Annotated in this window: 19 protein-coding genes and 2 pseudogenes; 17 read left to right on the top strand and 4 right to left on the bottom strand. The window is 66.9% G+C overall.

Annotation, left to right across the window (positions count from 1 at the left end; translation table 11 throughout):
- Nucleotides 1-6 precede the first annotated feature (6 nt).
- The 17 genes and pseudogenes from DM992_RS34135 (at nucleotide 7) to DM992_RS34060 (ending at nucleotide 17071) form a co-directional block, all read left to right on the top strand.
- The gene (locus DM992_RS34135; RefSeq protein ID WP_111021591.1) at nucleotides 7-963 is read left to right on the top strand and encodes an ABC transporter permease; all 957 of its coding nucleotides are present in this window, start codon (nucleotides 7-9) and stop codon (nucleotides 961-963) included.
- Nucleotides 963-2834 carry an ABC transporter ATP-binding protein gene (locus DM992_RS34130; RefSeq protein WP_111020695.1) on the top strand — a complete coding sequence of 624 codons (1872 nt, stop codon included), beginning with the start codon at nucleotides 963-965 and terminating at the stop codon, nucleotides 2832-2834. Before DM992_RS34135 ends, DM992_RS34130 begins: the two co-directional genes overlap by 1 nt.
- A 143-nt stretch (nucleotides 2835-2977) precedes the next feature.
- Nucleotides 2978-3127 (top strand): annotated as a pseudogene (locus tag DM992_RS43600) (FAD-dependent oxidoreductase); the annotation flags it as partial.
- Nucleotides 3127-3291, top strand: a pseudogene (locus tag DM992_RS34125) (sarcosine oxidase subunit beta); the annotation flags it as partial. The pseudogenes DM992_RS43600 and DM992_RS34125, both read left to right, overlap by 1 nt.
- A gap of 11 nt (nucleotides 3292-3302) precedes the next feature.
- A complete protein-coding gene (locus DM992_RS34120) occupies nucleotides 3303-3758 on the top strand; it encodes an AraC family transcriptional regulator (RefSeq protein ID WP_111021590.1) in 456 nt (151 codons plus the stop codon).
- A gap of 313 nt (nucleotides 3759-4071) precedes the next feature.
- Nucleotides 4072-4806: a cupin domain-containing protein gene (locus DM992_RS34115; RefSeq protein ID WP_111020694.1), complete on the top strand. Its 735-nt coding sequence runs from the start codon at nucleotides 4072-4074 to the stop codon at nucleotides 4804-4806.
- A gap of 2 nt (nucleotides 4807-4808) precedes the next feature.
- Nucleotides 4809-6134, top strand: coding sequence for an FAD-binding oxidoreductase (locus DM992_RS34110; RefSeq protein ID WP_111020693.1), 1326 nt, complete (start codon nucleotides 4809-4811; stop codon nucleotides 6132-6134).
- A gap of 135 nt (nucleotides 6135-6269) precedes the next feature.
- On the top strand, nucleotides 6270-7547 hold the full coding sequence (locus DM992_RS34105; protein WP_111020692.1) for an FAD-binding oxidoreductase: 1278 nt from the start codon (nucleotides 6270-6272) through the stop codon (nucleotides 7545-7547).
- Nucleotides 7544-9001 carry an aldehyde dehydrogenase family protein gene (locus tag DM992_RS34100; RefSeq protein WP_111020691.1) on the top strand — a complete coding sequence of 486 codons (1458 nt, stop codon included), beginning with the start codon at nucleotides 7544-7546 and terminating at the stop codon, nucleotides 8999-9001. The genes DM992_RS34105 and DM992_RS34100 overlap by 4 nt, the downstream gene beginning before the upstream one ends.
- A 68-nt stretch (nucleotides 9002-9069) precedes the next feature.
- Nucleotides 9070-10254, top strand: a complete 1185-nt coding sequence (locus tag DM992_RS34095) for a M20 aminoacylase family protein (protein WP_111020690.1) — start codon at nucleotides 9070-9072, stop codon at nucleotides 10252-10254.
- 276 nt (nucleotides 10255-10530) lie between these two features.
- Nucleotides 10531-11433, top strand: a complete 903-nt coding sequence (locus DM992_RS34090) for a GNAT family N-acetyltransferase (protein WP_111020689.1) — start codon at nucleotides 10531-10533, stop codon at nucleotides 11431-11433.
- Nucleotides 11434-11611: 178 nt separating this feature from the next.
- On the top strand, nucleotides 11612-12169 hold the full coding sequence (locus DM992_RS43100; protein ID WP_239511519.1) for an aldehyde dehydrogenase family protein: 558 nt from the start codon (nucleotides 11612-11614) through the stop codon (nucleotides 12167-12169).
- 199 nt (nucleotides 12170-12368) lie between these two features.
- Nucleotides 12369-13646, top strand: coding sequence for an FAD-binding oxidoreductase (locus DM992_RS34080; protein ID WP_111021589.1), 1278 nt, complete (start codon nucleotides 12369-12371; stop codon nucleotides 13644-13646).
- A gap of 74 nt (nucleotides 13647-13720) precedes the next feature.
- Nucleotides 13721-14029, top strand: a complete 309-nt coding sequence (locus tag DM992_RS34075; RefSeq protein ID WP_111020688.1) for a (2Fe-2S)-binding protein — start codon at nucleotides 13721-13723, stop codon at nucleotides 14027-14029.
- Complete coding sequence (locus DM992_RS34070; RefSeq protein WP_111020687.1) at nucleotides 14011-15432, top strand: FAD/NAD(P)-binding oxidoreductase; 1422 nt, start codon at nucleotides 14011-14013, stop codon at nucleotides 15430-15432. Before DM992_RS34075 ends, DM992_RS34070 begins: the two co-directional genes overlap by 19 nt.
- On the top strand, nucleotides 15432-16583 hold the full coding sequence (locus tag DM992_RS34065) for an FAD-binding oxidoreductase (RefSeq protein ID WP_204356204.1): 1152 nt from the start codon (nucleotides 15432-15434) through the stop codon (nucleotides 16581-16583). Before DM992_RS34070 ends, DM992_RS34065 begins: the two co-directional genes overlap by 1 nt.
- Nucleotides 16584-16594: 11 nt before the next feature.
- Entirely contained in the window at nucleotides 16595-17071 is a 477-nt protein-coding gene (locus DM992_RS34060) for an AraC family transcriptional regulator (RefSeq protein ID WP_111020685.1), read from the top strand.
- Between the two features lie 84 nt (nucleotides 17072-17155).
- Here DM992_RS34060 and DM992_RS34055 read toward each other — a convergent pair whose 3' ends face one another.
- From DM992_RS34055 to DM992_RS34040, 4 genes are all read right to left on the bottom strand, one after another.
- Nucleotides 17156-17545, bottom strand: coding sequence for a cupin domain-containing protein (locus tag DM992_RS34055; protein WP_111020684.1), 390 nt, complete (start codon nucleotides 17543-17545; stop codon nucleotides 17156-17158).
- Nucleotides 17546-18057: 512 nt separating this feature from the next.
- A complete protein-coding gene (locus DM992_RS34050) occupies nucleotides 18058-19239 on the bottom strand; it encodes a fumarylacetoacetate hydrolase family protein (protein WP_111020683.1) in 1182 nt (393 codons plus the stop codon).
- 32 nt (nucleotides 19240-19271) lie between these two features.
- Nucleotides 19272-21053 carry an IlvD/Edd family dehydratase gene (locus DM992_RS34045; protein ID WP_111020682.1) on the bottom strand — a complete coding sequence of 594 codons (1782 nt, stop codon included), beginning with the start codon at nucleotides 21051-21053 and terminating at the stop codon, nucleotides 19272-19274.
- A gap of 206 nt (nucleotides 21054-21259) precedes the next feature.
- Nucleotides 21260-22297 carry a LacI family DNA-binding transcriptional regulator gene (locus DM992_RS34040; protein ID WP_111020681.1) on the bottom strand — a complete coding sequence of 346 codons (1038 nt, stop codon included), beginning with the start codon at nucleotides 22295-22297 and terminating at the stop codon, nucleotides 21260-21262.
- Nucleotides 22298-22557 lie beyond the last annotated feature (260 nt).

Here is a 22557-nt window from a genome sequence, read left to right as displayed (position 1 = left end):
CCGAACATGCACCCGACCGAACCCGTACAACGCAGCAGCGCGCTGCCGCCGCCCGGCGATCCGCGCCCGTCGTGGGGCGACACGCCGCCTGCCGCACCTTCCCCCGAGCAGCCGCGCAAGCGCCGCGCGATGCGTCCGGCACTGACCACCGGCGGCTGGATCGGCCTGTCGATGGCCGGCCTGATGCTGTTCGTCGCGGTGTTCGCGCCGCTCCTCGCGCCGCACGAAGTCGGCTCGATCGTGACGCCCGACGTGTTCGCGCCGTTCAGCGCGAAGCTGCCGTTCGGCTCGGACTTCCTCGGTCGCGACATGCTGAGCCGGATCCTGTACGGCACGCGGCTGACCGTGCTGCTCGCGCTCGCGGCGGTGCTGCTCGCCGCGCTGACCGGCACGACGCTCGGGCTGCTCGCGACGGTGTCGGGCCGCGTGGTCGACGAGACGATGAGCCGCGTGCTCGATGCGCTCACGTCGATCCCGTCGAAGATGTTCGCGCTGATGATCGTCGCCGCGTTCGGCTCGTCGCTGCCGCTGCTGATCATGACGGCCGCGATCAGCTACATGCCGGGCTCGTACCGGATCGCCCGCGCGCTGGCGGTCAACATCAGCACGCTCGAATTCGTGCAGGTCGCACGAGCGCGCGGCGAGAGCGCGCTGTACATCGCGTGCGTCGAGATGCTGCCGAACATGATTCACCCGATGCTCGCCGACACGGGCCTGCGCTTCACGTTCGTCGTGCTGCTGCTGAGCGGCCTGAGCTTCCTCGGGCTCGGCGTGCAGCCGCCGTACGCGGACCTCGGTTCGCTCGTGCGCGAGAACATCGCCAGCCTCGGTGACGGCTCGGCCGTCGCGATCATGCCCGCGGTCGCGATCGCGATCCTGACGGTGGGCGTCAACCTGTTGATCGACGGCTTGCCGCATCGCGGCCGCCGCAAGGGTGCGGCGGGCGCCGCAGGAGCACACTGATGCGACACGAATCGAACCCGCTTGTCGAGGTGCGCGGGCTGCGCGTGGTCGGCGGCCGGCCGGGCGGTGCGGAAACGACGATCGTCGACGGCGTCGACTTCGACGTCCGGCGCGGCGAGGTGCTCGCGCTGATCGGCGAATCCGGCTCGGGCAAGACGACCATCGCGCTGTCGCTGATGGGCCATGCGCGCGCCGGCTGCCGGATCGCCGGCGGCTCGGTCAGGCTCGACGGCTCGGACGTCTGCACGCTGTCCGCACCGGCGCTGACCGCGCTGCGCGGCCGCCGGGTCGCGTATATCGCGCAGAGCGCGGCCGCCGCGTTCAACCCGTCGCGCACGATCCTCGACCAGGTGATCGAGAGCGCGCTGATTCACCGGACGCTGACGAAGCGCGACGCGCAGGCGAAGGCGGTCGAGCTGTTCCGCGCGCTTGCGCTGCCGGAGCCGGAGACGATCGGCAAGCGCTATCCGCACCAGGTGTCGGGCGGCCAGCTGCAGCGTCTGATGGCGGCGATGGCTCTGATCACCGATCCGGAGCTGGTGATTCTCGACGAGCCGACGACGGCGCTCGACGTGACCACGCAGATCGACGTGTTGCAGGCGTTCAAGAGCGTGATCCGGCGCTACGGCATGAGCGCGGTGTACGTGTCGCACGATCTGGCCGTCGTCGCGCAGATGGCCGACCGGATCATCGTGCTGAGCGACGGCGTGATCCGCGAGTCGGGCGACACCGAGCAGATCCTGCACGCGCCCGTGCATCCCTATACGCAGAGCCTGATCGCGGCGGTCGCGCCGAGCGATGCCGAACCGGCGGCGAAAGCCGTGCCCGCCGCGCCTGCGCCGCTGCTCGACGTGCGCGGCGCGATCGCCGGCTACGGCGGCCGCACCGCGAAAGGCTGGCCGGCCAAGGTGATCCTGCACGAAGTGGACCTGCGCATCGGGCGCGGGCAGACGGTCGGCGTGATCGGCGAATCGGGCTCGGGCAAGACGACGCTCGCGAAGGTGATCGCGGGCCTGGTGCCGGCCATCGGCGGGCAGATCCTGCTCGACGGAGAGCCGCTCGCGCTCGACATCGGCAAGCGCACGAAGGAGCAGCACCGCCGCGTGCAGATCGTGTTCCAGAACGCGGATACCGCGCTCAATCCGGTGCATACCGTCGAGCGCACGCTCGCGCGACCGCTCGCGTTCTATCACGGGATCAAGGGTGCACGCGCACGGCGGCGCGTCGCGGAACTGCTCGAGCTCGTGCGGCTGCCGCAGGCCGTCGCCGGGCGGCGTACCGGCGAATTGTCCGGCGGGCAGAAGCAGCGCGTGAACCTCGCGCGCGCGCTCGCGGCGGAGCCCGACCTGATCCTGTGCGACGAAGTGACGTCGGCGCTCGATACCGTGGTCGGCGCCGCGATCATGGACCTGCTGCGCGAACTGCAGGCGAAGCTCGGCGTGTCGTACGTGTTCATCACGCACGACATCGCCAAGGTGCGCGCGATCAGCGACGACATCGTCGTGCTGTACGCGGGCCGCCGCGTCGAGACGGGCAGCCGCGACGCGCTGTGTGCGCCGCCTTACCACCCGTATTCGCACCTGCTCGTGTCGTCGGCGCCGGAACTGCGCGCGGGCTGGCTCGACGATGCGGCCGAGCGTTGCCACCGGCCGCTGGTGCCGATCGGCGCCAGCGCGGACAACGCCGCGCTGTGCCCGTTCCTGTCGCGCTGCGCGATGCGGATCGACGGCGTATGCAATCAAACGGCACCCGTGCTGCGCACGCTCGACAACGGCGCGCAGGTGCTGTGCCATCGCAGCGAGGAAGACCTGACACGCTTCCAGGCGGAGCCGGCAGAGGTCGTCGCGCCGGTGCAGCCGGTGCGCCTGTAGTGGGCCGCACCATTAGTTCACCGCGCTCGCGTAGGCCGGCGATCGGCTTTCCGCACAGGCTGCTGCGGCAGTCGCGAAAAACGGCGGATTGTGCGTGCGCCGTGCGCGAATACGCCGCAACTGCGCTTCTTGACGGTGATTAAATGGTTTTCAATGAGCGATCGCCGATCGCTGCCGCCGGAGCGTTCAAGAAGGATCCGATGAAACTCGAATCGTACAGTCTGGATACTCGTCCCGCATTTCGCACCGGCCGTGGAGAGACCGTCGGAGGGCGCACCGACGTGATCGTAGTCTCCATTACGCTTTCGGGTTCTGCGGACATGGCTTCCAGCTCGAGCCCGGCGTCGGCGACGCGATGGCGCAACTGATCGACACCGGCGCGACCGGCACGCCGATCGAGTCGTTCGCGATCGCGCGCTTCGTCGCGCCGGTAACGGCCGCGCAGGCGGCTGCATGAGGATGGCGAACATGGTCGCTCTGTTCCACGATTCGGTCGAAAGTGCGGTGCTCCGCGCTGCTGGCGTCGGGCGGCCCGTATCGCCGGCCATCGGCGACGTGCTGCGCACGATCGATGCGTCGTTCGCGCAGCCGCTGAATCTCGATACGCTCGCGGCGGTGGCCGGGTTGAGCGTGTCGCGTTTCACCGCGCGTTTTCGCAGCGAAATCGGGCTGTCGCCGCATCGGTATCTGTGTCTGGTGCGTGTTCGGCGTGCGCAGGACTTGCTGCGCGGCGGCGTGGCGCCGTCGGTCGTGGCGACCGAAGTCGGTTTCTTCGACCAGAGCCATCTGTGCCGGCATTTCCGGCGGGTGCTCGGGATTACGCCGCGCGATTACGTGAGCGCGCGGTCGGGTGGGGCGCAGGGGCGAACGTCGTCGATGCGCACGCACGATGAACGCCGCGGCGCGTCCTGTCAAGCCGCGTAGGCGAAAGCGGAGCGGGCGCGCGGCTGCGACCGGCCCTGGCTGCTCGGTGAAGCCGCCTACCGGCCTGAGGCTTGCGCATTAAACCGTGTTTAACGATCGATTTTCTGGAAGTTAATCAGTCGGGAAGGTCCGAGACACATAATTGCAGGCGCGAACCACCAGTCGCGCGATTGAATTATTTCGCAACGAGTACGCTTTATCTAACAGATCAATACTCCTGACGGTTTTCGGAAACGAAGTCGCGAGAACAACGATTTCCGCTACCGCCCGAGGACATTTCAACAAGATCGTCGCGCAATGCGCAGGAGCAGAAATGACCGTAGCATTCGTGTTGCACCGTGCCGACGGCACGCCTTTGTCAACCGTCTTCCGCAGGGAGTCATTCGGCGAGAACGACCCTTTCGGGAGACATCGGGAGATTGCATGGAAAGGCCGCGACTCGATGGCCGCGGGCCGTATCGGCTTCGTGGGCGAGCTCGACGTGCCGAGCTTTCCGCATATTGAAACCATCGTCGTCGTGGAAGGAGAGCTTACGCTCGAAGTGCCCGGAGCGGCGCCGTTGGTGCTCGGCCCGCAAACGGGGGCGGTCATCGGCGGCGGCACAACGGTCCGCATCAATGCAGCATCGCCCGTGCTTTTCATGTTCTGCGCGGCGGCTTGTAGGAATCCGACGAAATGCGGCCTCTTTGCGCTGCGCGCCGATGCCGACTTCAAGCCGTCCGCATCGCTGCCGGCCGACGTGCTGCTCGGTCCCGCTCCGCAATGCCGCAGTGACAACGTCTTCACCGACGACGGCGCAAATTTCTGCGCGGGTACGTGGGATTCGACGCCGTACCATCGGATCGTTCGCCCGCATCGCGTGAACGAGTTCATGCAGCTGCTGGCCGGCAGCGTACGGTTCGCCGCGCCTGATGGCAGCGTGCTGTCGGTCGGCGCCGGCGACGCGCTTTTCGTCCCGCAGGGCGCATCGATCGGGTGGGAAAGCAGCGATCGCGTGGCGAAGTTCTACGTCGTGCAGGACGTCCGGTCTTCAACCGGGCAACATTGATCATGTCGCCTCCACTGCAGCACATACAAACTTCGCCCACGCTGCCGGCCGCGGCTGACGTCGTCGTGATCGGAGGCGGGATCATCGGCGTCTTTACCGCCTACTACCTGGCCCTGCGCGGGGTTTCGGTCGCGCTGGTCGAGAAGGGCAGGATCGGAGCCGAGCAGTCGAGCCGCAACTGGGGCTGGTGCCGGCAGCAAAACCGCGACGCGCGCGAGTTGCCGATGGCAAGCAAGAGCCTCGATCTCTGGGAACGATTTGCCGCCGAATCCGGCGAAGACACGGGTTTTCATCGTTGCGGGCTGTTGTATCTGAGCAATGACGAAGCCGAGTTGTCGCGTTGGTCCCGTTGGGGCGAGTTCGCAAAGACCGCGGGCGTGACGACGTACATGCTCGACAGCCGGCAAGCGAGCCAGCGCGGGCAGCCAACCGGGCGGCCCTGGAAGGGCGGCGTCTTCTCGCCGAGCGACGGCACCGCCGACCCGGCGAAGGCCGCGCCGGCCGTGGCAGCTGCACTGATGAAGCTCGGCGGCAGCGTCAACCAGCACTGCGCGGCCCGCGGCATCGAACTCGAGGGCGGGCGGGTTTCCGGCGTCGTGACGGAAGCCGGGGTGATCAAGACCAGAACGGCCGTGCTCGCCGGTGGCGCGTGGGCGTCGTCGTTCTGCCGCCAGCTCGGCATCCGATTTCCTCAGGCCTCGATTCGCCAGTCGATCCTGAGCGTATTGCCTGTCGAACAGCGCCTGCCGGATGCGCTGTACACCTCCGGCGTGTCCGTTACGCGGCGGAGCGACGGACGCTACGCACTGGCCATCAGCGGCCGCGCGCGCGTGGATGTGACGCCGCAGTTCCTGCGATTCGCCCCGCATTTCGTGCCGATGTTCGCGAAGCGCTGGCGCAGCCTTCTTCCGGGAGGCCTCGAAGGCATGCGCGGCGGCCACGAATCGCTGAAGCGGTGGCGACTCGATGCGCCGACACCGATGGAGGCGGTGCGCATTCTCGATCCGAAGCCCGATAGGCCGACGATCAACGAAACGTACCGCCGCGCCGTCGAACTGCTGCCCGAACTTCGTGAAGCGACGGTCACTCACGCTTGGGCCGGGTTCGTCGACAGCACGCCGGACGGCGTCCCGGGTATCGGCGAAGTGCCGGGCGTGCCGGGCTTGATCCTGGCGGCAGGCTTTTCCGGGCACGGCTTCGGCATCGGCCCAGGCGCGGGTCACTTGATCGCGGATCTCGCCACCGGTGTGCGGCCGATCGTAGACCCGATACCGTATCGGCCCGGCCGATTCGGCGAATCCGCCTGGGGCAAGGTCGCTGATTTTTAGTTTGCGGCCGTCACGCGGAAGTCGGTGGCGGCGTTTGAATGATGCGCTTCGGTTCGGATCGTGCGCGACCAACCGGATCGGTGCGGCGAATGCCCGCCGGCTTTCCAGCCTGGTGCGCCAGCTTTGGAGTGTGTGATGCGTTTCAGTTCCTACTGGCTCGATACGTCCGAGCCATTCGTGAGCAGCTCGCCGGATCTGCCCGACGGAAGTTGCGACGTGGTCGTGGTGGGCGGCGGAATCACGGGTTCGGCGGCTGCACTGGCGCTGTCGAAAAAAGGCGCACGCGTCGTTGTCTGTGAAGCCGGCACCGTGGGGCAGGCGGCGTCGGGACGCAACGGCGGCATGTGCAACAACGGCTTCGCGCAGGATTACGCTTCACTGTCGCAGCGCATCGGCACGGAACTGGCCAACCGGTTGTATCTTGCGTTCGACGCGGGTGTCGACACGGTCGAGCGGCTGGTCAGGGAGGAGTCGATCGACTGCGATTTCGTGCGCTGCGGAAAGCTCAAGCTCGCGGCGAAGCCGGAGCACTACGACAAGCTTGTGCGAAGTCAGGCGCTGCTCGCCGCGAGCGTGGATCCGGACACGCGCGTGGTGACGAAGGCGGAACTGCGCGACGAGATCGGCTCGAACCGTTATCACGGCGGGTTGATCTTCGAGAAGAGTGCCGGGATGCACGTCGGTCGCTATGTGCGCGGCCTTGCGAACGCCGCGCAAGCGCGCGGTGCGCACATCCTGGAGCGCGCGCCGGTACTCGGGTTAAAGAGGGAGGCGGGTGGCGCATACGCGTTGCGAACGCCGCTCGGTGAGATCCGTACGCGCCAGATTCTTCTGGCGAGCGGCATTTCGCAGGTGGGGCCGTTCGGCTGGATCCGACGCAGGATCGTGCCGGTCGGCGCTTTCATCATCGTCACCGAGCCTTTGCCGCGCGAACTTCTGGACCGGTTGCTGCCGACTCGCCGGATGGTCACCGACACGAAGAACTTCGTGAACTTCTTTCGCGTCACGCCCGACAACCGGATGCTGTTTGGCGGGCGTGCGCGTTTTGCGACGTCTAACCCCCGTTCAGACGAAAAGAGCGGGCTGATCCTGCGACAGCAGATGGCCGCCGTGTTTCCCGAACTGGCCAGCGTGCGCATCGACTATTGCTGGGGCGGCATGGTCGACATGACGGCCAACCGCCTGCCGCGTGCGGGCCAGCGACGAGGTGTTTATTACTCGATGGGCTATAGCGGCCACGGCACGCACATGGCCACGCTGATGGGCACGCTGATGGCAGAGATCATGGACGGGCGCGCCGATCTCAACCCATGGAACAGTTTCGACTGGCCCGCTATTCCCGGCCACTTCGGCAAAGCATGGTTTTTGCCGTTCGTGGGCGCGTGGTACCGACTCAAGGACACCCTGCAATGAATTCACCTGTTAGTCACCTGATGCAAGCCGGAAGGCTAAATCGATTCTTCATCGACGGAGACTGGGTCATGCCCGACGGCGGCGATCGGTTCGCGGTCGTCTGCCCTTCCACTGAAGACAGGCTGTGCGAAATTCCACTTGGGAACGCACGCGACGCCGACCGCGCGGTGCAGGCCGCGCGCGACGCTTTCGAACGCTGGGCCGCGACGTCGCCGCAGCAACGCGCCGCGCTGCTCGACCGCGTTCATGCGCTGATACTCGAGCGTGCCGAACTGTTCGCCACAGCGCTCACGATGGAAATGGGCGCGCCCATCAGCTATGCGCGCGGTGCCCATGTGCCGCTTGCGGCCGAACATATCCGGGTCGCGCGCGACAATCTGGCCAGCTACCCGTTCCGGACCCGGCGGGGGACGACCGCGGTCGTGCGCGAGCCGATCGGCGTGTGCGCGCTGATCACGCCGTGGAACTGGCCGATCTATCAAATCACGGCGAAGGTCGGCCCGGCTCTCGCGGCGGGCTGTACCGTGGTCCTGAAACCTAGCGAGCTGTCGCCGCTCAGCGCGTTGCTGTTTGCGGAAGTGATCGCCGATGCGGGCGTGCCCGCGGGCGTATTCAATCTGGTGAGCGGCAGTGGAACGGAAGTGGGTGCGGCGCTCGCATCGCACCCGGAGGTCGACATGGTTTCGATCACGGGGTCGACGCGTGCGGGCGTACTGGTTGCGCAAGCGGCGGCTCCGACCGTCAAGCGCGTTGCGCAGGAGCTTGGAGGCAAGTCGCCGAACATCGTGTTGCCCGATGCGGACCTGTCGCGTGCCGTCGCGCCGGGTGTTGCCGCCGCGTTCCGGAACATGGGCCAGTCGTGCAGCGCGCCGACCCGTCTGATCGTACCGCGCAGCCTTCTGGGTAGCGTCGAAGAGTTGGTCGTCGCGGCAACGGAGCGGATGGTCGTCGGCGATCCGTTCGCCGAAGCGACGACGCATGGCCCGCTGGCCAATCGCGCGCAGTTCGATCGCGTCGAGCAGATGATCGACGCGGGCATCGATGAACGGGCGAAGCTCATCGCCGGTGGGCCCGGGCGGCCCGCGGGTTTCAATCGAGGCCTTTATGCGCGGCCGACCGTCTTTTCCGATGTCAGCACCGACATGACGATCGCGCAGCAAGAGATCTTTGGTCCGGTCCTCGCGATCCTTCCTTACGACACCGTCGAAGAAGCCATCGCTATCGCGAACGATACGGTTTACGGGCTTGGCGCACATGTGCAGGGCACCGACAAGGAACGCGTGCGCGCGGTGGCTGCGCGCATCCGGGCGGGTCAGGTGCATGTGAACTACCCGGCATGGGACCCGCAGGCTCCGTTTGGCGGGTACAAGCAGTCGGGGAACGGTCGCGAGTACGGGATCGAAGGGATGGAAGAGTACATGGAGATCAAGTCGATCCTTGGTTTCCATGATTGAAGCAGCTGCTGCGCGCCATGCGGCGGCAGTACAGATTTGAATCCGTTTGCTTGGTAAAGGTGCCCAGATTGGAAATCCCCGTCATCCCCGAGGCGTCGCTGAAAACGCATCACGCGCACTGGGCGACATTGCGCCGCGATCTGCATGCGCATCCCGAGTTGCGATTCGAAGAGCACAGGACGGCCGACGTCGTCGCCCGCGAGCTCGAAGATCTTGGCTACGCGGTTTCACGTGGGATCGGAGGCACGGGAGTCGTCGCGAGCCTGCCCGGTGCGAATCCGGGCCGCGGCATCGTGCTCCGTGCAGATCTGGATGCGTTGCCGATACAGGAAGCCAATGACTTTGCGCATGCATCGTGCGCCCAAGGGGTCATGCACGCTTGCGGGCATGACGGGCATGCCGTCATGTTGCTCGGGGCCGCGCGAATCCTGAAGGAGCTACGGCAGTTGCCGGGCACGGTTCATTTCGTGTTCCAGCCCGGAGAAGAGGGGGGCGCAGGCGCGCGGAAGATGATCGACGACGGGCTGTTCGAGCAATGTCCGACGGAGGCGGTATTCGGCATGCACAACTGGCCCGGTTTGCCTGCCGGGCATTTCGGGTTGCGTACCGGCCCGATCATGGCCGCGGGCTCCCGGTTCAGGATCACGGTAACGGGCAGGGGCGCGCATGCGGCGCAGCCGCATCTGGGCGTCGACCCCGTCCCTCTCGCGTGTTCGATGGTGCTGCAGTGTCAGACCATCGCTGCGCGGCACAAGGATCCGGTGGATCCCGCCGTCATTTCCGTCTGCATGTTCCATGCGGGAACGACGGACAATGTCATTCCGGACAGCGCCGAGTTGCGCGGGACGATTCGCACGCTATCGTCGGCATTGCAGCAGAAGCTGCAGCGCGACGTCCAGCTCATGTGCGAGGGGCTGGCCCGTGCCTATGGCGCGCAAGTCGAGGTCGAATTTTTTCAGTACTACCCCGCGACGGTCAATACGCCGGCCGAGACGGCGCTCTGCGAAACGGTCATTCGCGAGACGTTCGGCGACGAACGCCTTTACCGCGACGTGCCGCCGAACATGACATCCGAAGACTTCGGCTTCATGCTGGAGGAGCGGCCCGGCGCTTATGTGCTGATCGGCAATGCGCCGGCCGGAACGGCCGCGCCGGCTCTGCATCACCCGAAATACGATTTCAACGACGACATCATTCCGGCCGGCGTCCGGTATTGGGTCGCCTTGGCGCAGCACTACTTCGGGACCGTTTGACGCGGCGGTTCGATCCATCGTGCCCGGGATCGATTCGTCGCGCGATCGGGCGCTGTGCCCGCATCGCGCATGCGGAGCAGTCGCGACAGGCGCTCACCGGGTGTTAAGCATAACGAATGTATTATTTTCTATATTCTATTCAATGAACATGCCGGTACGATGCGTGTGCCAAGAAAGCACGGGCGTAGATGCCGTCTCGTCGAATATCCGGTGAGACCGGCTCGCGCCGTCGAGCGCACCCGGTTGCGGAACGGTGCCATTTGGAAGGATTGCTTGATGAAACAGGAACACGTGACGAACGATTCTCGCTCGACGGCGGAGCTTCGCTATCGAAGGTTCACCGCGGCCGATATACCCGCGGCCCACGCTCTGTCCATGGCGCTTCGCTGGCCCTTCAGGCTGGAAGACTGGCAGTTTTCCGCCGACACGTCGATCGCGTTCGTGGCCGAGGAACGCGGTGTGGTCATTGGTACGGCGATGTGCTGGAAGTTCGGCGCGGACCGCGCTTCCATCGGGCACGTCATCGTGTCGTCCGCGCACCAGGGCAGAGGTATCGGCCGCGAGCTGATGGAGGCGCTCCTCGAAGAACTGGGGCCGCGCATCACGTTCCTGCATGCGACGCCGGCGGGCTTGCCACTCTACGAAAAGCTCGGTTTCAACGTGTGCGGATCGCTGGACCAATATCAAGGGAACGTGAGTCAGCCTGCCGCGGTTGCACTGCTCGATGGCGAGAGACTGCGGGCCGGGACGCCTGCCGATTTGCGTTGCCTCGTCGAACTGGACGCGCGCGCTTCCGGCCTCGAGCGCGATGCGCTTTTGTCGGCATTGTTGAAGCGCGGGGAAAGCGTCGTGCTCGAGCGCGACGGCGAAATCGTCGGATTTTCCGTGCTGCGCCACTTCGGCCGCGGTTACTTGATCGGCCCGGTGGTCGCACGGCGTTCGACCGACGACGCGCGTGCGAGGGCCCTGATCGGCTATTGGATGAGCGGATTGGAGAACGAGTTCGTTCGCATCGACGTACCTTCGGGAACGAGTTTGCCGGACTGGCTCGGCGCTCAGGGATTGAAGCGAGTGGACACCTGCTCGAAGATGGTTCGCAATGCGCTCGCCGCAGCACACGACGGTGCGCTCGATCCGGCATGCGGGCTGTACGGGCTAATCAGTCAAGCGATGTTGTAGGTCACGGCCGCGCACCCGGCGGCAGCCGTTGACGTCCATCAGAACCGTAATCGCGCCCTGGGGCCGGCCGGAAAACATGGAAGCCGGCGTTTCGTAAAGGCGGCCTTGATTTCAATGCAATGCGTGCCAGGAATGCTATAAGAATCGTGATCGATGTCAAAGCGGCGTTGTCACGTCAATGTCTTGCACGCGACGGAATACCGCGCGCCGGGCGCGTTTCTCGCGCGCCGGAAATCCTCAGACGATTCGCTGCGCAGTATGGCGTCATCCGGACTCAGGCCGCTTGCCGGGTAACGGCCGATCCCCCGGCACGCTTGCGCCTCCGGCACTTCAACTTGACAACGCTGCGGCGACCATGGCTGCATGCGTGCAGTCGGGCACGAAGTCAGTCACGCTCGAACTCGGCGGCACACGCGTCGCGCTCACCGGCGATGACGCGTTTTATGCGCCGACGATCCTGACCGACGTGACGACCCAGTCACCCGCCTTGCGCGATGAAATCTTCGGGCCGGTATTGACGGTTCGGACGTTCGACGACGAGGACGAAGCGCTCACGCTCGTCGCGCACGACAAGTACGGGCTCGCGGCAGGCGTGCATGTGGCCGACCTCGGCCGCTATGCCTACGAGGCGAACCTGCGCTTCAAGAGTGGGGGCGTGACGAATGACGCCGGCGCGTTCCATGACCGGATCGGACGACGCTCGATCGGCGCGCGCAGGCTGCCGCGCGCGGCTTGAGCATGGTGTGCTGCCGCGGCCCGGCAAAACAGCGGATGATGCGCGCGCGGTGCGTCAATACGCGGCAACTGCGCTTTTTGACGATGCTTAAATGGTATTCACCGGGCGGCCATCGCCCGGTCGCGAACCTGCGGCGACAGGCGGGCCGGCGCTCCGCATGCGCGTCATGCGCGGCGCCCGATTGCTCACGAAGGATCCGATGAAATTCGAATCGTACTGGCTGGATACCCGCCCCGACTTTCGCGCCGGCAGCGAAGGCCCCGTCGAAGGGCGTGCCGACGTGGTCGTGATCGGCGGCGGTTTTACCGGGTTGTCGGCGGCGCTGGCGCTCGCGCAGCGCGGCGTGTCGGTCGTGGTGCTCGAAGCCGCACAGGTTGCGGCCGAGGCATCCGGCCGCAACGGCGGGCAATGCAACACCGGCGTCGCGCAAGACTACGCATCGCTCGCCGCGCGACTCGGCGCCGCGCAGGCGAAGCAGTTCTATCGCGCGTACGAGAGCGCGGTGCGAACCGTCGAAACGATCGTCGCCGAACACGCGATCGACTGCGATTTCCGGCGCGCCGGCAAGCTGAAGCTTGCCGCGAAGCCGCAGCATTTCGCGGGGCTCGCGAAGACCTTCGACGCATTGCGGCGCGACGTCGATCCGGATATCGAACTGATCGAGCCGGCGCGGATTCGCGACGAGGTCGGCTCCGACGGCTTCCACGGTGGCCTGCTGCAGCGCAACGGCGCGCAGATGCACATGGGCAAGTTCGGCGTCGGGCTCGCGCAAGCCGCGGCGCGGGCCGGCGCGCGCATCTATGAGCATGCGGCCGTCACGCAGCTCGAGCGGCTCGATGGCGAGCGTCACGCGATCACCAGCACGCGCGGCACGATCGTGGCCGATCGCGTGCTGGTCGCCACGGGCGCATCGCAGCACGGCCCGTTCGCGTGGTTCCGGCGGCGCATCGCGCCGGTCGGCAGTTTCATCGTGGTCACCGAGCCGCTGCCCGACGACCAGCTGAACCGGCTGCTGCCGCATCGCCGCGCGTACGTGACGTCGCGCCATATCGGCAACTACTTCCGCGTGACGCCCGATAACCGGCTGCTGTTCGGCGGCCGCGCGCGCTTCGCGATGTCGAGCCCGCGCTCCGATGCGAAAAGCGGCGACATCCTGCGCGCCGGCATGGCCGCGTATTTCCCGGCGCTCGCGAATGTGCGGCTCGACTATTGCTGGGGCGGCCTCGTCGATATCACCGCCGACCGCCTGCCGCGTGCGGGCCAGCACGAAGGCGTGTATTACTCGATGGGCTACAGCGGCCACGGCGTGCAGATGTCGGTGCACATGGGCCGCGTGATGGCCGACGTGATGTATGGCGCGGCCGCGTCGAATCCGTGGCGCGAGCTCGACTGGCCGGCGATGCCGGGCCATTTCGGGCACGCGTGGTTCCTGCCGTTCGTCGGCGCGTATTACCGGCTGCAGGACATCCTGCACTGAACGATGAAAACGATGAGAAGAAGCGCGACGAGCCGGCCGGTGGGCGGCGCGCTCGCGCGACAGGAGGGTTGGATATGACAGGGCGATTCGTTCGTCTCGCCGAAACCGGTCGCCGTCCGGTCGCGTTCCGCGTCGACGGTCGCACGGTGAACGGGCTCGAAGGCGATACGCTGCTCGTCGCGATGCTGACGCAGACCGGCCACGTGCGGCAGTCCGAGTTCGGACCCGAGGCGCGGGCCGGTTTCTGCCTGATGGGCGCGTGTCAGGACTGCTGGGTCTGGACCGCCGACGGCGAGCGCCTGCGCGCGTGCACGACCGTCGTGCAGACGGGCCTCGACATCGTCACCCGCCAACCGGAGCCGCAATGGTCGAACCTCGCGTAATCGTCGTCGGCGCCGGGCCGGCCGGCGTGCGCTGCGCGCAGACGCTGGTGGAAGCCGGCGTGCGGCCGCTCGTGATCGACGAAGGCCGGCGCGACGGCGGCCAGATCTACCGGCGTCAGCCCGACACGTTCTCGCGCCCGTACGACAAGCTGTACGGTACCGAGGCCGCGCGCGCGAAAGACCTGCACGACACGTTCGAGCGCCTGCGCGCGTCGCTGGACTACGCGCCCGACACGCTGGCCTGGAACATGTCCGACGGCGCACTCTACACCGCGCACGACGGCGTGTCGGTGCGCCGCCCGTACGACGCGCTGGTGCTGTGCCCGGGCGCGACCGACCGGCTGATGCCCGTCAAGGGCTGGCAGTACGCGGGCACCTACAGCCTCGGCGCTTCGCAGATCGCGCTGAAGGCGCAGGCGTGCGCGATCGGCGCGAACGTCGTGTTCATGGGCTCGGGCCCGCTGCTGTATCTGGTCGCGAACCAGTACGTGCAGGCCGGCGCAAAGGTCGCGGCGGTGCTCGACACGTCGCCCGCCGCGAACCGGCTGCGCGCGCTGCCGAAGCTGCTCGCGCGGCCCGACGTGCTCGCGAAGGGCATCGCGCTCACGCGTGCGCTGAAGCGTGCCGGCGTGCGCATCGAGCACGGCATCGAGCCGCTCGAGATTCACGGCGATCCCGCGCAGGGCGTGTCGGCCGTCAGCTTTCGCAGCGCCGGCGGCGCCGTCGCACGCATCGCATGCGACGCGGTCGCACTGGGCTACCACCTGCGCGCCGAGACGCAGCTCGCGGATCTGGCCGGCTGTGCGTTCCGCTTCGACGGCGACACACGGCAATGGCTGCCGCAGCTCGACGACATGGGGCGCAGCTCGGTCGCGGGCGTCTATCTGGCCGGCGACGGCGCGCGCGTGCTCGGCGCGGACGGCGCGGAAGCGGCGGGCCGCCTCGCGGCGCTCGCGCTGCTGACGGATCTCGGTCGGCCGGTCGACGCGCGCGTGGTCGTCGCGCTGCAGCGTGAACGCACGAAGATGGACCGTTTCCGCGCGGGGCTTGCGCAGGCGTTTCCGTGGCCCGCGCAACAGGCCGCGACGCTGTCTGACGACACGATCCTGTGCCGCTGCGAAGGCGTGAGTGTCGGCGAGCTGCGCCGCGTGATTCGCGACGAAGGCGCATGCGACGCGAATCGCGCGAAGGCGTTCAGCCGCGTCGGGATGGGGCGCTGCCAGGGCCGCTACTGCGGCCACGCGGGGGCCGAGGTGATCGCCGCCGCGGCCGGCGTGCCGCTCGAGGCGGTCGGCCGCCTGCGCGGGCAGGCGCCCGTAAAGCCGCTGCCGGTCGCGCTGCGTGCGGCGGGCGAGCCGCCCGCGCCGCGTGACGAAGCCGTGACGATGAAGGGGGACGAGTGATGCGGGCCGATGCGGATGTCGTGATCGTGGGCGGCGGCTTCATGGGCGCCGCGGCCGCGTTTTTCCTGCGCCGGCGCGGCCGCTCGGTGATCCTGCTCGAACGCGGGCTGATCGGGCAGCAGGCAAGCGGCGTCAATTTCGGCAACGTGCGCCGCCAGGGCCGTTACCTGCCGCAACTGCCGCTGGCGAACCGTTCCCGCGAGATCTGGAACCGAATGCCCGAGCTGATCGGGCACAGTGCCGAATTCCTGCAGGTCGGGCACGTTCGCGTGTGCTACCGGCAGGAGCAGGACGACATGTTCGAAGCCTATGCGCGCGATGCCGCGCAATACGGGCTGAAGCTCGACCTGTATCGCGGCGCGGCGATGCGCGCGAAGTTTCCGTTTCTCGGCCCCGAGGTGCTGAGCGCGTCCCATTCGGCGCTGGACGGCCACGCGAACCCGCGCCTCGCTGCCCCGGCGTTCGGTCGCGCGGCGGCGCGCGCGGGTGCGCGGATCGAGGAGAACACCGCGATCGCGACCGTCGAGAAGGACGGCGACACGTTCCGCGCGACGAGCGCCGACGGCCGCGTGTTCTGCGCGCCGAAACTGCTCGTGACGGCCGGCGCGTGGGGCAACCAGCTCAGCACGCAGTTCGGCGAGCCGGTGCCGATCGCGGTCAACGGGCCGCAGATGTGCGTGACGGAGCCCGTCCCGTATTCGATCCTGCCGTCCGTCGGCGTATCGTCGCCGCATATCGAGGAAGTCGTGTACTTCCGGCAGGTCGAGCGCGGCAACATCGTGATCGGCGGCTGCGCGCGCGCGCCGGCCCATCTCGACGAACGGCGCGCGAAGGTGCTGCCCGAGAGCACGCTGCTGCAGTTCACGCAGCTCGCGCGTGTCGCACCGGCGCTGACGCGGCTGAACATCATTCGCGTATGGAGCGGTGTCGAAGGCTATATGCCGGACGACCGGCCGATCATGGGACGCAGCGCGAAGGTCGACGGGCTGTATTACGCGTTCGGCTTCTGCGGGCATGGCTTCCAGCTCGGCCCGGGCGTCGGCGACACGATGGCGGAGCTGATCGACACGGGCGCGACGAGCACGCCGATCGAGCCGTTCGCGATCGGGCGCTTCGCGATGCCGGCCGACGCGACGCACGCGACGACCTGACGGAGCCTCGCATGGGAGACGTTTTTCATCACGCGATCGATCATGAAGCGATCCGCCCGTTCGGCGTTGCCCAGCCGGTGTCGCGCGCCGTCGGCGGCGCGCTGCGCATCATCGAGACGTCGTACGCGCAGCCGTTGAGCATCGAGGCGCTCGCGGCGGTCGCCGGGCTGAGCGTGTCGCGTTTTGCCGCGCGCTTTCGCAGCGAGCTGGGCGTGTCGCCGCATCGCTATCTGTGCCTCGTGCGGGTGCGGCGCGCGCAGGACCTGCTGCGTGCCGGGTTGCCGCCGTCTGTCGTCGCGACCGAGGTCGGGTTCTTCGACCAGAGCCATCTGTGCCGCCATTTCAGAAGGGTGCTCGGGCGCACGCCGCGCGATTACGTCGACCGGCCGAATGCGGCTCGACCGAGCGGCGCGCCGGCCTCGGCGACAGGGCGGCGGGCCGCACCGGCGCGCGAGCAGGGCGCGGGCAGCACGGCGGTTTCGGCCTGACGTTTCGCGGGTATCGGGGCCCCGGCACGGGTTCGGCAACGACATGCCGGCTTGGGCGGGATCGGTCGAAGCCGACGGATGAACTCAGCGCTCACGCAACTGCTCGTCGATCGTCCGTGTCAGCGGAGACTCGACGTCGCCGGTGTGCTTCGTCTGCACGGGTTCGATCAGGACGATCCAGCATTCGTCGTCAGCGACCGGATTGTGCAGCGTGCCTCTCGGCACCACGTGCATCGAACCCGCGGGCAGATCGACGACACGGCCGCCTTCATATTCGATCTTGAGGTGACCGCGCACGACGAAGAACAGTTCGTCTTCGTGCGCATGATCGTGCCAGACGAGCTGTCCGCGTACTTTCGCAACCTTCACGTATTGATCGTTGACCTGTGCGACGACTTTGGGCGACCAGTATTCCGACACGTCGCTGAATGCACCTTCGAGGTCGAATGATTCGGCAAGCAAACTGGCAGACACGGTTGTCTCCTGGCAGGGATCACGGGAACGGGCTCGAGTCTGTACTGTACGAAACGCTGGCGCATGATGAAAGTCATATTCTCGCTCCACGTCGACTAGTTGAATTCATCAGCGAGGTCAGGGATGTCAGTCTCATCTGGCCGAAACGGCGATTCGTTCCCGCGCGACTGCGCCGCGCGACGGAATTCTTTGCCAGTGCGCCTCCACAGCGCATTTAAGTCGGATGGGCGGAATCGTTCTGCGCACGAGGCTGTCATCGTGCGCGCCATGTCGGATCGGTCTTCGTTGTCTGGTGGCGATCGATATTCCGGGGCCGACGTCTCGTCACTCCTCGTGCGAGTCGCTGCCTGCATTCGGCCGGTAGTGTCCGCGCCACATCAACAGTCGCAACCACGATCTCCCGAGTCGCCGATGGCGATCAGTACGCTTGCCGGTGCTGCGATCGCTTACCACGACACGCCGAGCCCACGTCCGGAGCGTTCCGAGGTCGGCTGGATCGTCCATGAATGGCCTCACGCATCGAGCAGGCCGCGTGCGGCCAGGTTGGCGTACAGGGCACGCACGCCGAAAGTCCATGGCGAGATCTCCGTGGAAAGCCGCACGGTGTTGACGAGTGCGCCGAGCAAGGGCGTGGAGATGGTGACGCGGTCGCCCAGGTGGTGAGTGAATCCGCCGCCGGGTGCGTCGCGATCCTGGATCGGCGAGAACATCGTGCCCAGGAACAGCATGAAACCGTCGGGATACTGGTGATGCGCGCCGCAGGTCTGCGCGACGAGGTCGGCCGGGTCGCGGCTGATCTCGCGCATGTGGCTGATGCCGTCGAGGACGAAGCCGTCATCCGCGCCTTCGACGCGCAGCGACACGCTGGCCTGCCGCATGCTGTCCAGCGTGAAGCGGTCGTCGAATAGCCGCACGAACGGGCCGATCGCGCACGAGCCGTTGTTGTCCTTGCATTTGCCGAGGAGCAGCGCCGAGCGGCCTTCGATGTCGCGCAAGTTCACGTCATTGCCGAGCGTGGCGCCTACCGGCCTGCCGTCGCAGCTGACGGCCAGCACGATCTCCGGTTCCGGGTTGTTCCACACCGACACCGGCAGCAGACCCACGTCCGCGCCGAAGCCCACTGCCGACATCGGCTGCGACTTGGAGAACACCTCGGCATCCGGGCCGATTCCGACTTCCATGTATTGCGACCACGCGCCGCGGCGCTCGAGTTCCGCCTTCAGGCGCATGGCGGCTTCAGAACCGGGAACGATCTTCGACAGGTCGGTGCCGATGGTCGCGGCCATGGTTTCGCGCACGTCCCTCGCTTTGGCGGGATCGCCGCCGGCCTGTTCTTCGATGACGCGTTCAATCAGGCTGACGGCAAAGGTGACGCCGCAAGCCTTGATGGCCTGCACATCGCATGGGGCGAGCAGGTGAATGGCACCGGGCGTGCCGTCCAGCGCCGCCTGCAGCAGGAGCTCGACGCGGCCGAGCGATTCGCCGGGGGCGGTGCCCGCGATTGCGACTGCGTCGGGACGGTCGAACAGGTCCGCGGTGGTCGGCACGGTGTGCGTGATGTCGAACATCTCGCCGCCGCGCACGGCGACGACGCTCGGGCCCGCGTGGGCACCATCGTGCCGCCAGACGCGGCCGATCAGCAGGGCCTGCGCAAGGTCGTGCGGCAGGCAGTCGGAAACGGAAAGAGTACGCATGGTCAGCTCGGCAAGAGTCGTGGGCGGTTGAGTCAGTGCGAATGGCGCGGATTACCGCGCTGCTCGATTACCTTCAGGTAAAGCGTGGCCGGTTCGAGGCAGCCGCCGGTGGACAACTGGCCCACGAACTGGCGATAGAGTTCTTGCCAGGGCGTTTGTGCCTGCGGCACGGCGAAGCTTGCAGTCTCGCGGCGGCGCGCGAGTTCGTCTTCATCGACGAGCACGTCGACGCTGCGGCGATTCAGGTCCACGCGGACGCGGTCGTTCGTGCGCAGCAGGGCCAGGCCGCCGCCAACCGCCGCTTCCGGCGACATGTTCAGGATCGACGGGCTGGCCGACGTGCCGCTCTGGCGTCCATCGCCCATGCATGGCAGCGACGTCACGCCACGCTTCACCAGGTCCGCGGGCGGTGCCATGTTGACGACTTCCGAACTGCCCGGGTAGCCGACCGTACCGCAGCCGCGGATCACCAGGATGCAGCGTTCGTCGATTTGCAGCCGAGGGTCGTCGATACGGGCGTGGTAGTCCTCGGGGCCATCGAAGACGATGGCGCGTGCCTCGAAGGTATTTTCCGCGCCCGGCTCGACAAGGTAGGTCTGGCGGAAGGCTTCGCCCACCACCGACATCTTCATGATGGCGCTGTCGAAGAAGTTGCCTGACAGCACCATGAAGCCGGCACCATGCTTGAGCGGGTCTTCGGGCGTGCGGATCACGTCGCGGTCGGCATCTTGCGCCGTGTCGGCGATCTCGCCGATCGCGCGACCGGACACGGTCAGGCAGTCGCGCTGCAGCAGGCCGGCCGCATCGAGTTGACGCAGCACCGCAGGCACGCCGCCGGCGCGGTGGAAGCTCTCCCCGAGGTATTCGCCGGCCGGCATGCAGTTGACGAGCAGCGGCACGGCTTCACCCAAGCGCTGCCAGTCGTCCAGGCTCAGTTCCACGCCCATGTGGCGCGCAATGGCGATCAGGTGCGGCGGGCAGTTGGTCGACGCGCCGAGCGCGGAGGCGACGACGATGGCATTCTCGAACGCCGCGCGCGTCATGATCTTCGATGGGCGCATGTCTTCGCGAACGAGCTCGACAGCGCGCTTGCCGGTGGCGTAAGCCATCTGGCCGCGCTCGCGGTAGGCGGCCGGAATGCTCGCGCAGCCCGGCAGCGACATGCCCAGCGCCTCGGCCAGACTGTTCATCGACAGCGCCGTGCCCATGGTGTTGCAGTGTCCGATCGACGGCGACGATGCCGTGGTCAGCTTCATGAAGCCTTCGTAGTCGATATCGCCGGCAGCCAGCAGGTTGCGGGCGTGCCAGATCACCGTGCCCGAACCGACGCGCTTGCCTTCGTGCCAGCCGTCGAGCATCGGTCCACCCGACAGCACGATGGCGGGCATGTCCACGGTGGCCGCGGCCATCAGGCAGGCGGGGGTGGTTTTGTCGCAGCCGGTGGTCAGGACCACACCGTCCAGCGGAAAGCCGTGCAACACCTCGACCAGCCCCAGGTAGGCCAGGTTTCGGTCGAGCGCGGCCGTGGGCCGGCGGCTCTGCTCGGCCAGCGGATGCACGGGGAATTCCATCGGAATGCCGCCCATGTCGCGGATACCCGCCTTGGTGCGCTCGGCCAGTTCGATGTGGTGGCGGTTGCACGGTGCCAGGTCGCTGCCCGTCTGCGCGATGCCGATGATGGGACGGCCCGACTGCAGCTCCTCACGCGTCAGCCCGTAGTTCATGAAGCGCTCGACATAGAGCGCGGTCATGTCCGCATGGGCAGGGTCGTCGAACCATTCCTGGCTGCGTAGGCGGCGAGGGGTTTGTGACATGGTGGGCTGTCTCCGCATGGTTCTTCGTTCAGTTTTTTTGCCGGATAGTTACCGGTAACATTCGAGCGGATGTTAGCACGGAGATTTTGCGTTGCGAAAGGGGATTTTGCGTGCGAGTTGGGGGGATGAGGGTGCGAGCCGCTACGCAGTCGCGCCTCGACGCGCGACCAGTCTCATAAAGGGCGGCAAACCTGGCCTTCAGCCCGTCAGGCGCTTTCCCGCGCGACGATCGTGTAGTCGATGCGGAAGCGTTGCGATTCGATCCGTTCGCCGTCGTCACGCGCTTGCAGCGCCGCCAGCAAGGCCTCGCCCGTGCGCAGGCCGATGCCGTAGGCGTCGACCGACACCGTGGTGATGGTCGGGTGGCAGCATGTCGCCACTTCGAAGTTCCCGAAGCCGGCCACGGCCATGTCTGCCGGCACGGACAGTCCGCGCCGGTGGCATTCCATGATCGCGCCGAACGCCGACATGTCGCTCACGCACATCGCCGCGTCGGTGTCCGGCCACATCTCCAGCAGTGCTGCCATGGCAGGGCCGCCGTGGCTCATGGTGATCGGCGATTCACCGAGCCGCACGACGCGCGGCTCGCACAGTCCCAGTGCCTTGATCTCCGACTGATACCCCTTAAGCCGGTCCAGGCCGCGGCGGTCCAGCTCGCTGGCACCGCCGAGAAAGCCGATGCGCCGGTAACCTTGCCCGGCAAGGTGCCGCACCATCGCACGCGCGGCGCGCACGTTGGAGAAGCCCACGGCGGTGTCGATAGGATGCGTGGGGAGGTCCCACATCTCGACCACGGGAATGGCCGAGCGCTGCAGCACCTTGCGCGTCGCATCGGTGTGCTGCGCACCCGTCAGCGCGATGCAGCGCGGTTGGTGACGCAGCATGGAGCGCACCAGCCGTTCTTCACGTTCGAGGTCGTAGTCGGTGTCGCCGAGCAGCAGTTGCAGGCCATGCGGTTCGAGCGCATCGGTCAGGCCGCGCACGGTGTCGGAGAAGTTGGAGCTCGACAGCGACGGCACCAGCACCGCGACAAATTCCGACCGCCCCGACGACAGCGCACCTGCGGCAGCATCGGCCACGTAGCCGAGCTGGTCGATGGCCTTGCAGACCCGTTCGCGCGTCTCGGCTGCCACGCTGTGGCCGGCAAGCACGCGCGACACGGTCATCTTCGATACGCCGGCCAGGCGGGCTACGTCGGACATGCGGGGCGGTCCGGCAGGCCGGACGGCGGTGGGACTGGGCATCGGAATCGCGATCAGGGAAACAGGAAAGGCTACATCATACCGGTGCGGCGTACCGTGCAGGCCGCCCGCTGCGCGCCCATTGCGTCGACGCCCGCACTAGGGAAACCACTTGTTCGTCGGCACTTGAACTCGCCTGTCGTCGCATGCTACCTTCAAATCTGTTACCGGTATCAGAGCGCCGGTTGCTCCCGTCGTCCTGTCGACGGTTTTTTTTATCACCGGATGGTATCGGTAACATCGGCGAGCCGGCGAGCTCGCCG

Origin of the sequence: Burkholderia sp. JP2-270, from assembly GCF_003233675.1 — a bacterium.
GTDB lineage: Bacteria > Pseudomonadota > Gammaproteobacteria > Burkholderiales > Burkholderiaceae > Burkholderia > Burkholderia pyrrocinia_C.
This window is presented reverse-complemented; position numbering and strand designations above follow the sequence as displayed.

Bases quoted from the DNA above. Each gene is read 5' to 3' on its own strand.
- DM992_RS34045 (WP_111020682.1), bottom strand. From the start codon at position 21,053: ATGTCACAAACCCCTCGCCGCCTACGCAGCCAGGAATGGTTCGACGAC.
- DM992_RS34120 (WP_111021590.1), top strand. From the start codon at position 3,303: ATGGTCGCTCTGTTCCACGATTCGGTCGAAAGTGCGGTGCTCCGCGCT.
- DM992_RS34075 (WP_111020688.1), top strand. From the start codon at position 13,721: ATGACAGGGCGATTCGTTCGTCTCGCCGAAACCGGTCGCCGTCCGGTC.
- DM992_RS43100 (WP_239511519.1), top strand. From the start codon at position 11,612: ATGTCTTGCACGCGACGGAATACCGCGCGCCGGGCGCGTTTCTCGCGC.
- DM992_RS34090 (WP_111020689.1), top strand. From the start codon at position 10,531: ATGAAACAGGAACACGTGACGAACGATTCTCGCTCGACGGCGGAGCTT.
- DM992_RS34070 (WP_111020687.1), top strand. From the start codon at position 14,011: ATGGTCGAACCTCGCGTAATCGTCGTCGGCGCCGGGCCGGCCGGCGTG.
- DM992_RS34105 (WP_111020692.1), top strand. From the start codon at position 6,270: ATGCGTTTCAGTTCCTACTGGCTCGATACGTCCGAGCCATTCGTGAGC.
- DM992_RS34060 (WP_111020685.1), top strand. From the start codon at position 16,595: ATGGGAGACGTTTTTCATCACGCGATCGATCATGAAGCGATCCGCCCG.
- DM992_RS34115 (WP_111020694.1), top strand. From the start codon at position 4,072: ATGACCGTAGCATTCGTGTTGCACCGTGCCGACGGCACGCCTTTGTCA.
- DM992_RS34065 (WP_204356204.1), top strand. From the start codon at position 15,432: ATGCGGGCCGATGCGGATGTCGTGATCGTGGGCGGCGGCTTCATGGGC.
- DM992_RS34130 (WP_111020695.1), top strand. From the start codon at position 963: ATGCGACACGAATCGAACCCGCTTGTCGAGGTGCGCGGGCTGCGCGTG.
- DM992_RS34080 (WP_111021589.1), top strand. From the start codon at position 12,369: ATGAAATTCGAATCGTACTGGCTGGATACCCGCCCCGACTTTCGCGCC.
- DM992_RS34135 (WP_111021591.1), top strand. From the start codon at position 7: ATGCACCCGACCGAACCCGTACAACGCAGCAGCGCGCTGCCGCCGCCC.
- DM992_RS34050 (WP_111020683.1), bottom strand. From the start codon at position 19,239: ATGCGTACTCTTTCCGTTTCCGACTGCCTGCCGCACGACCTTGCGCAG.
- DM992_RS34100 (WP_111020691.1), top strand. From the start codon at position 7,544: ATGAATTCACCTGTTAGTCACCTGATGCAAGCCGGAAGGCTAAATCGA.
- DM992_RS34110 (WP_111020693.1), top strand. From the start codon at position 4,809: ATGTCGCCTCCACTGCAGCACATACAAACTTCGCCCACGCTGCCGGCC.
- DM992_RS34040 (WP_111020681.1), bottom strand. From the start codon at position 22,297: ATGCCCAGTCCCACCGCCGTCCGGCCTGCCGGACCGCCCCGCATGTCC.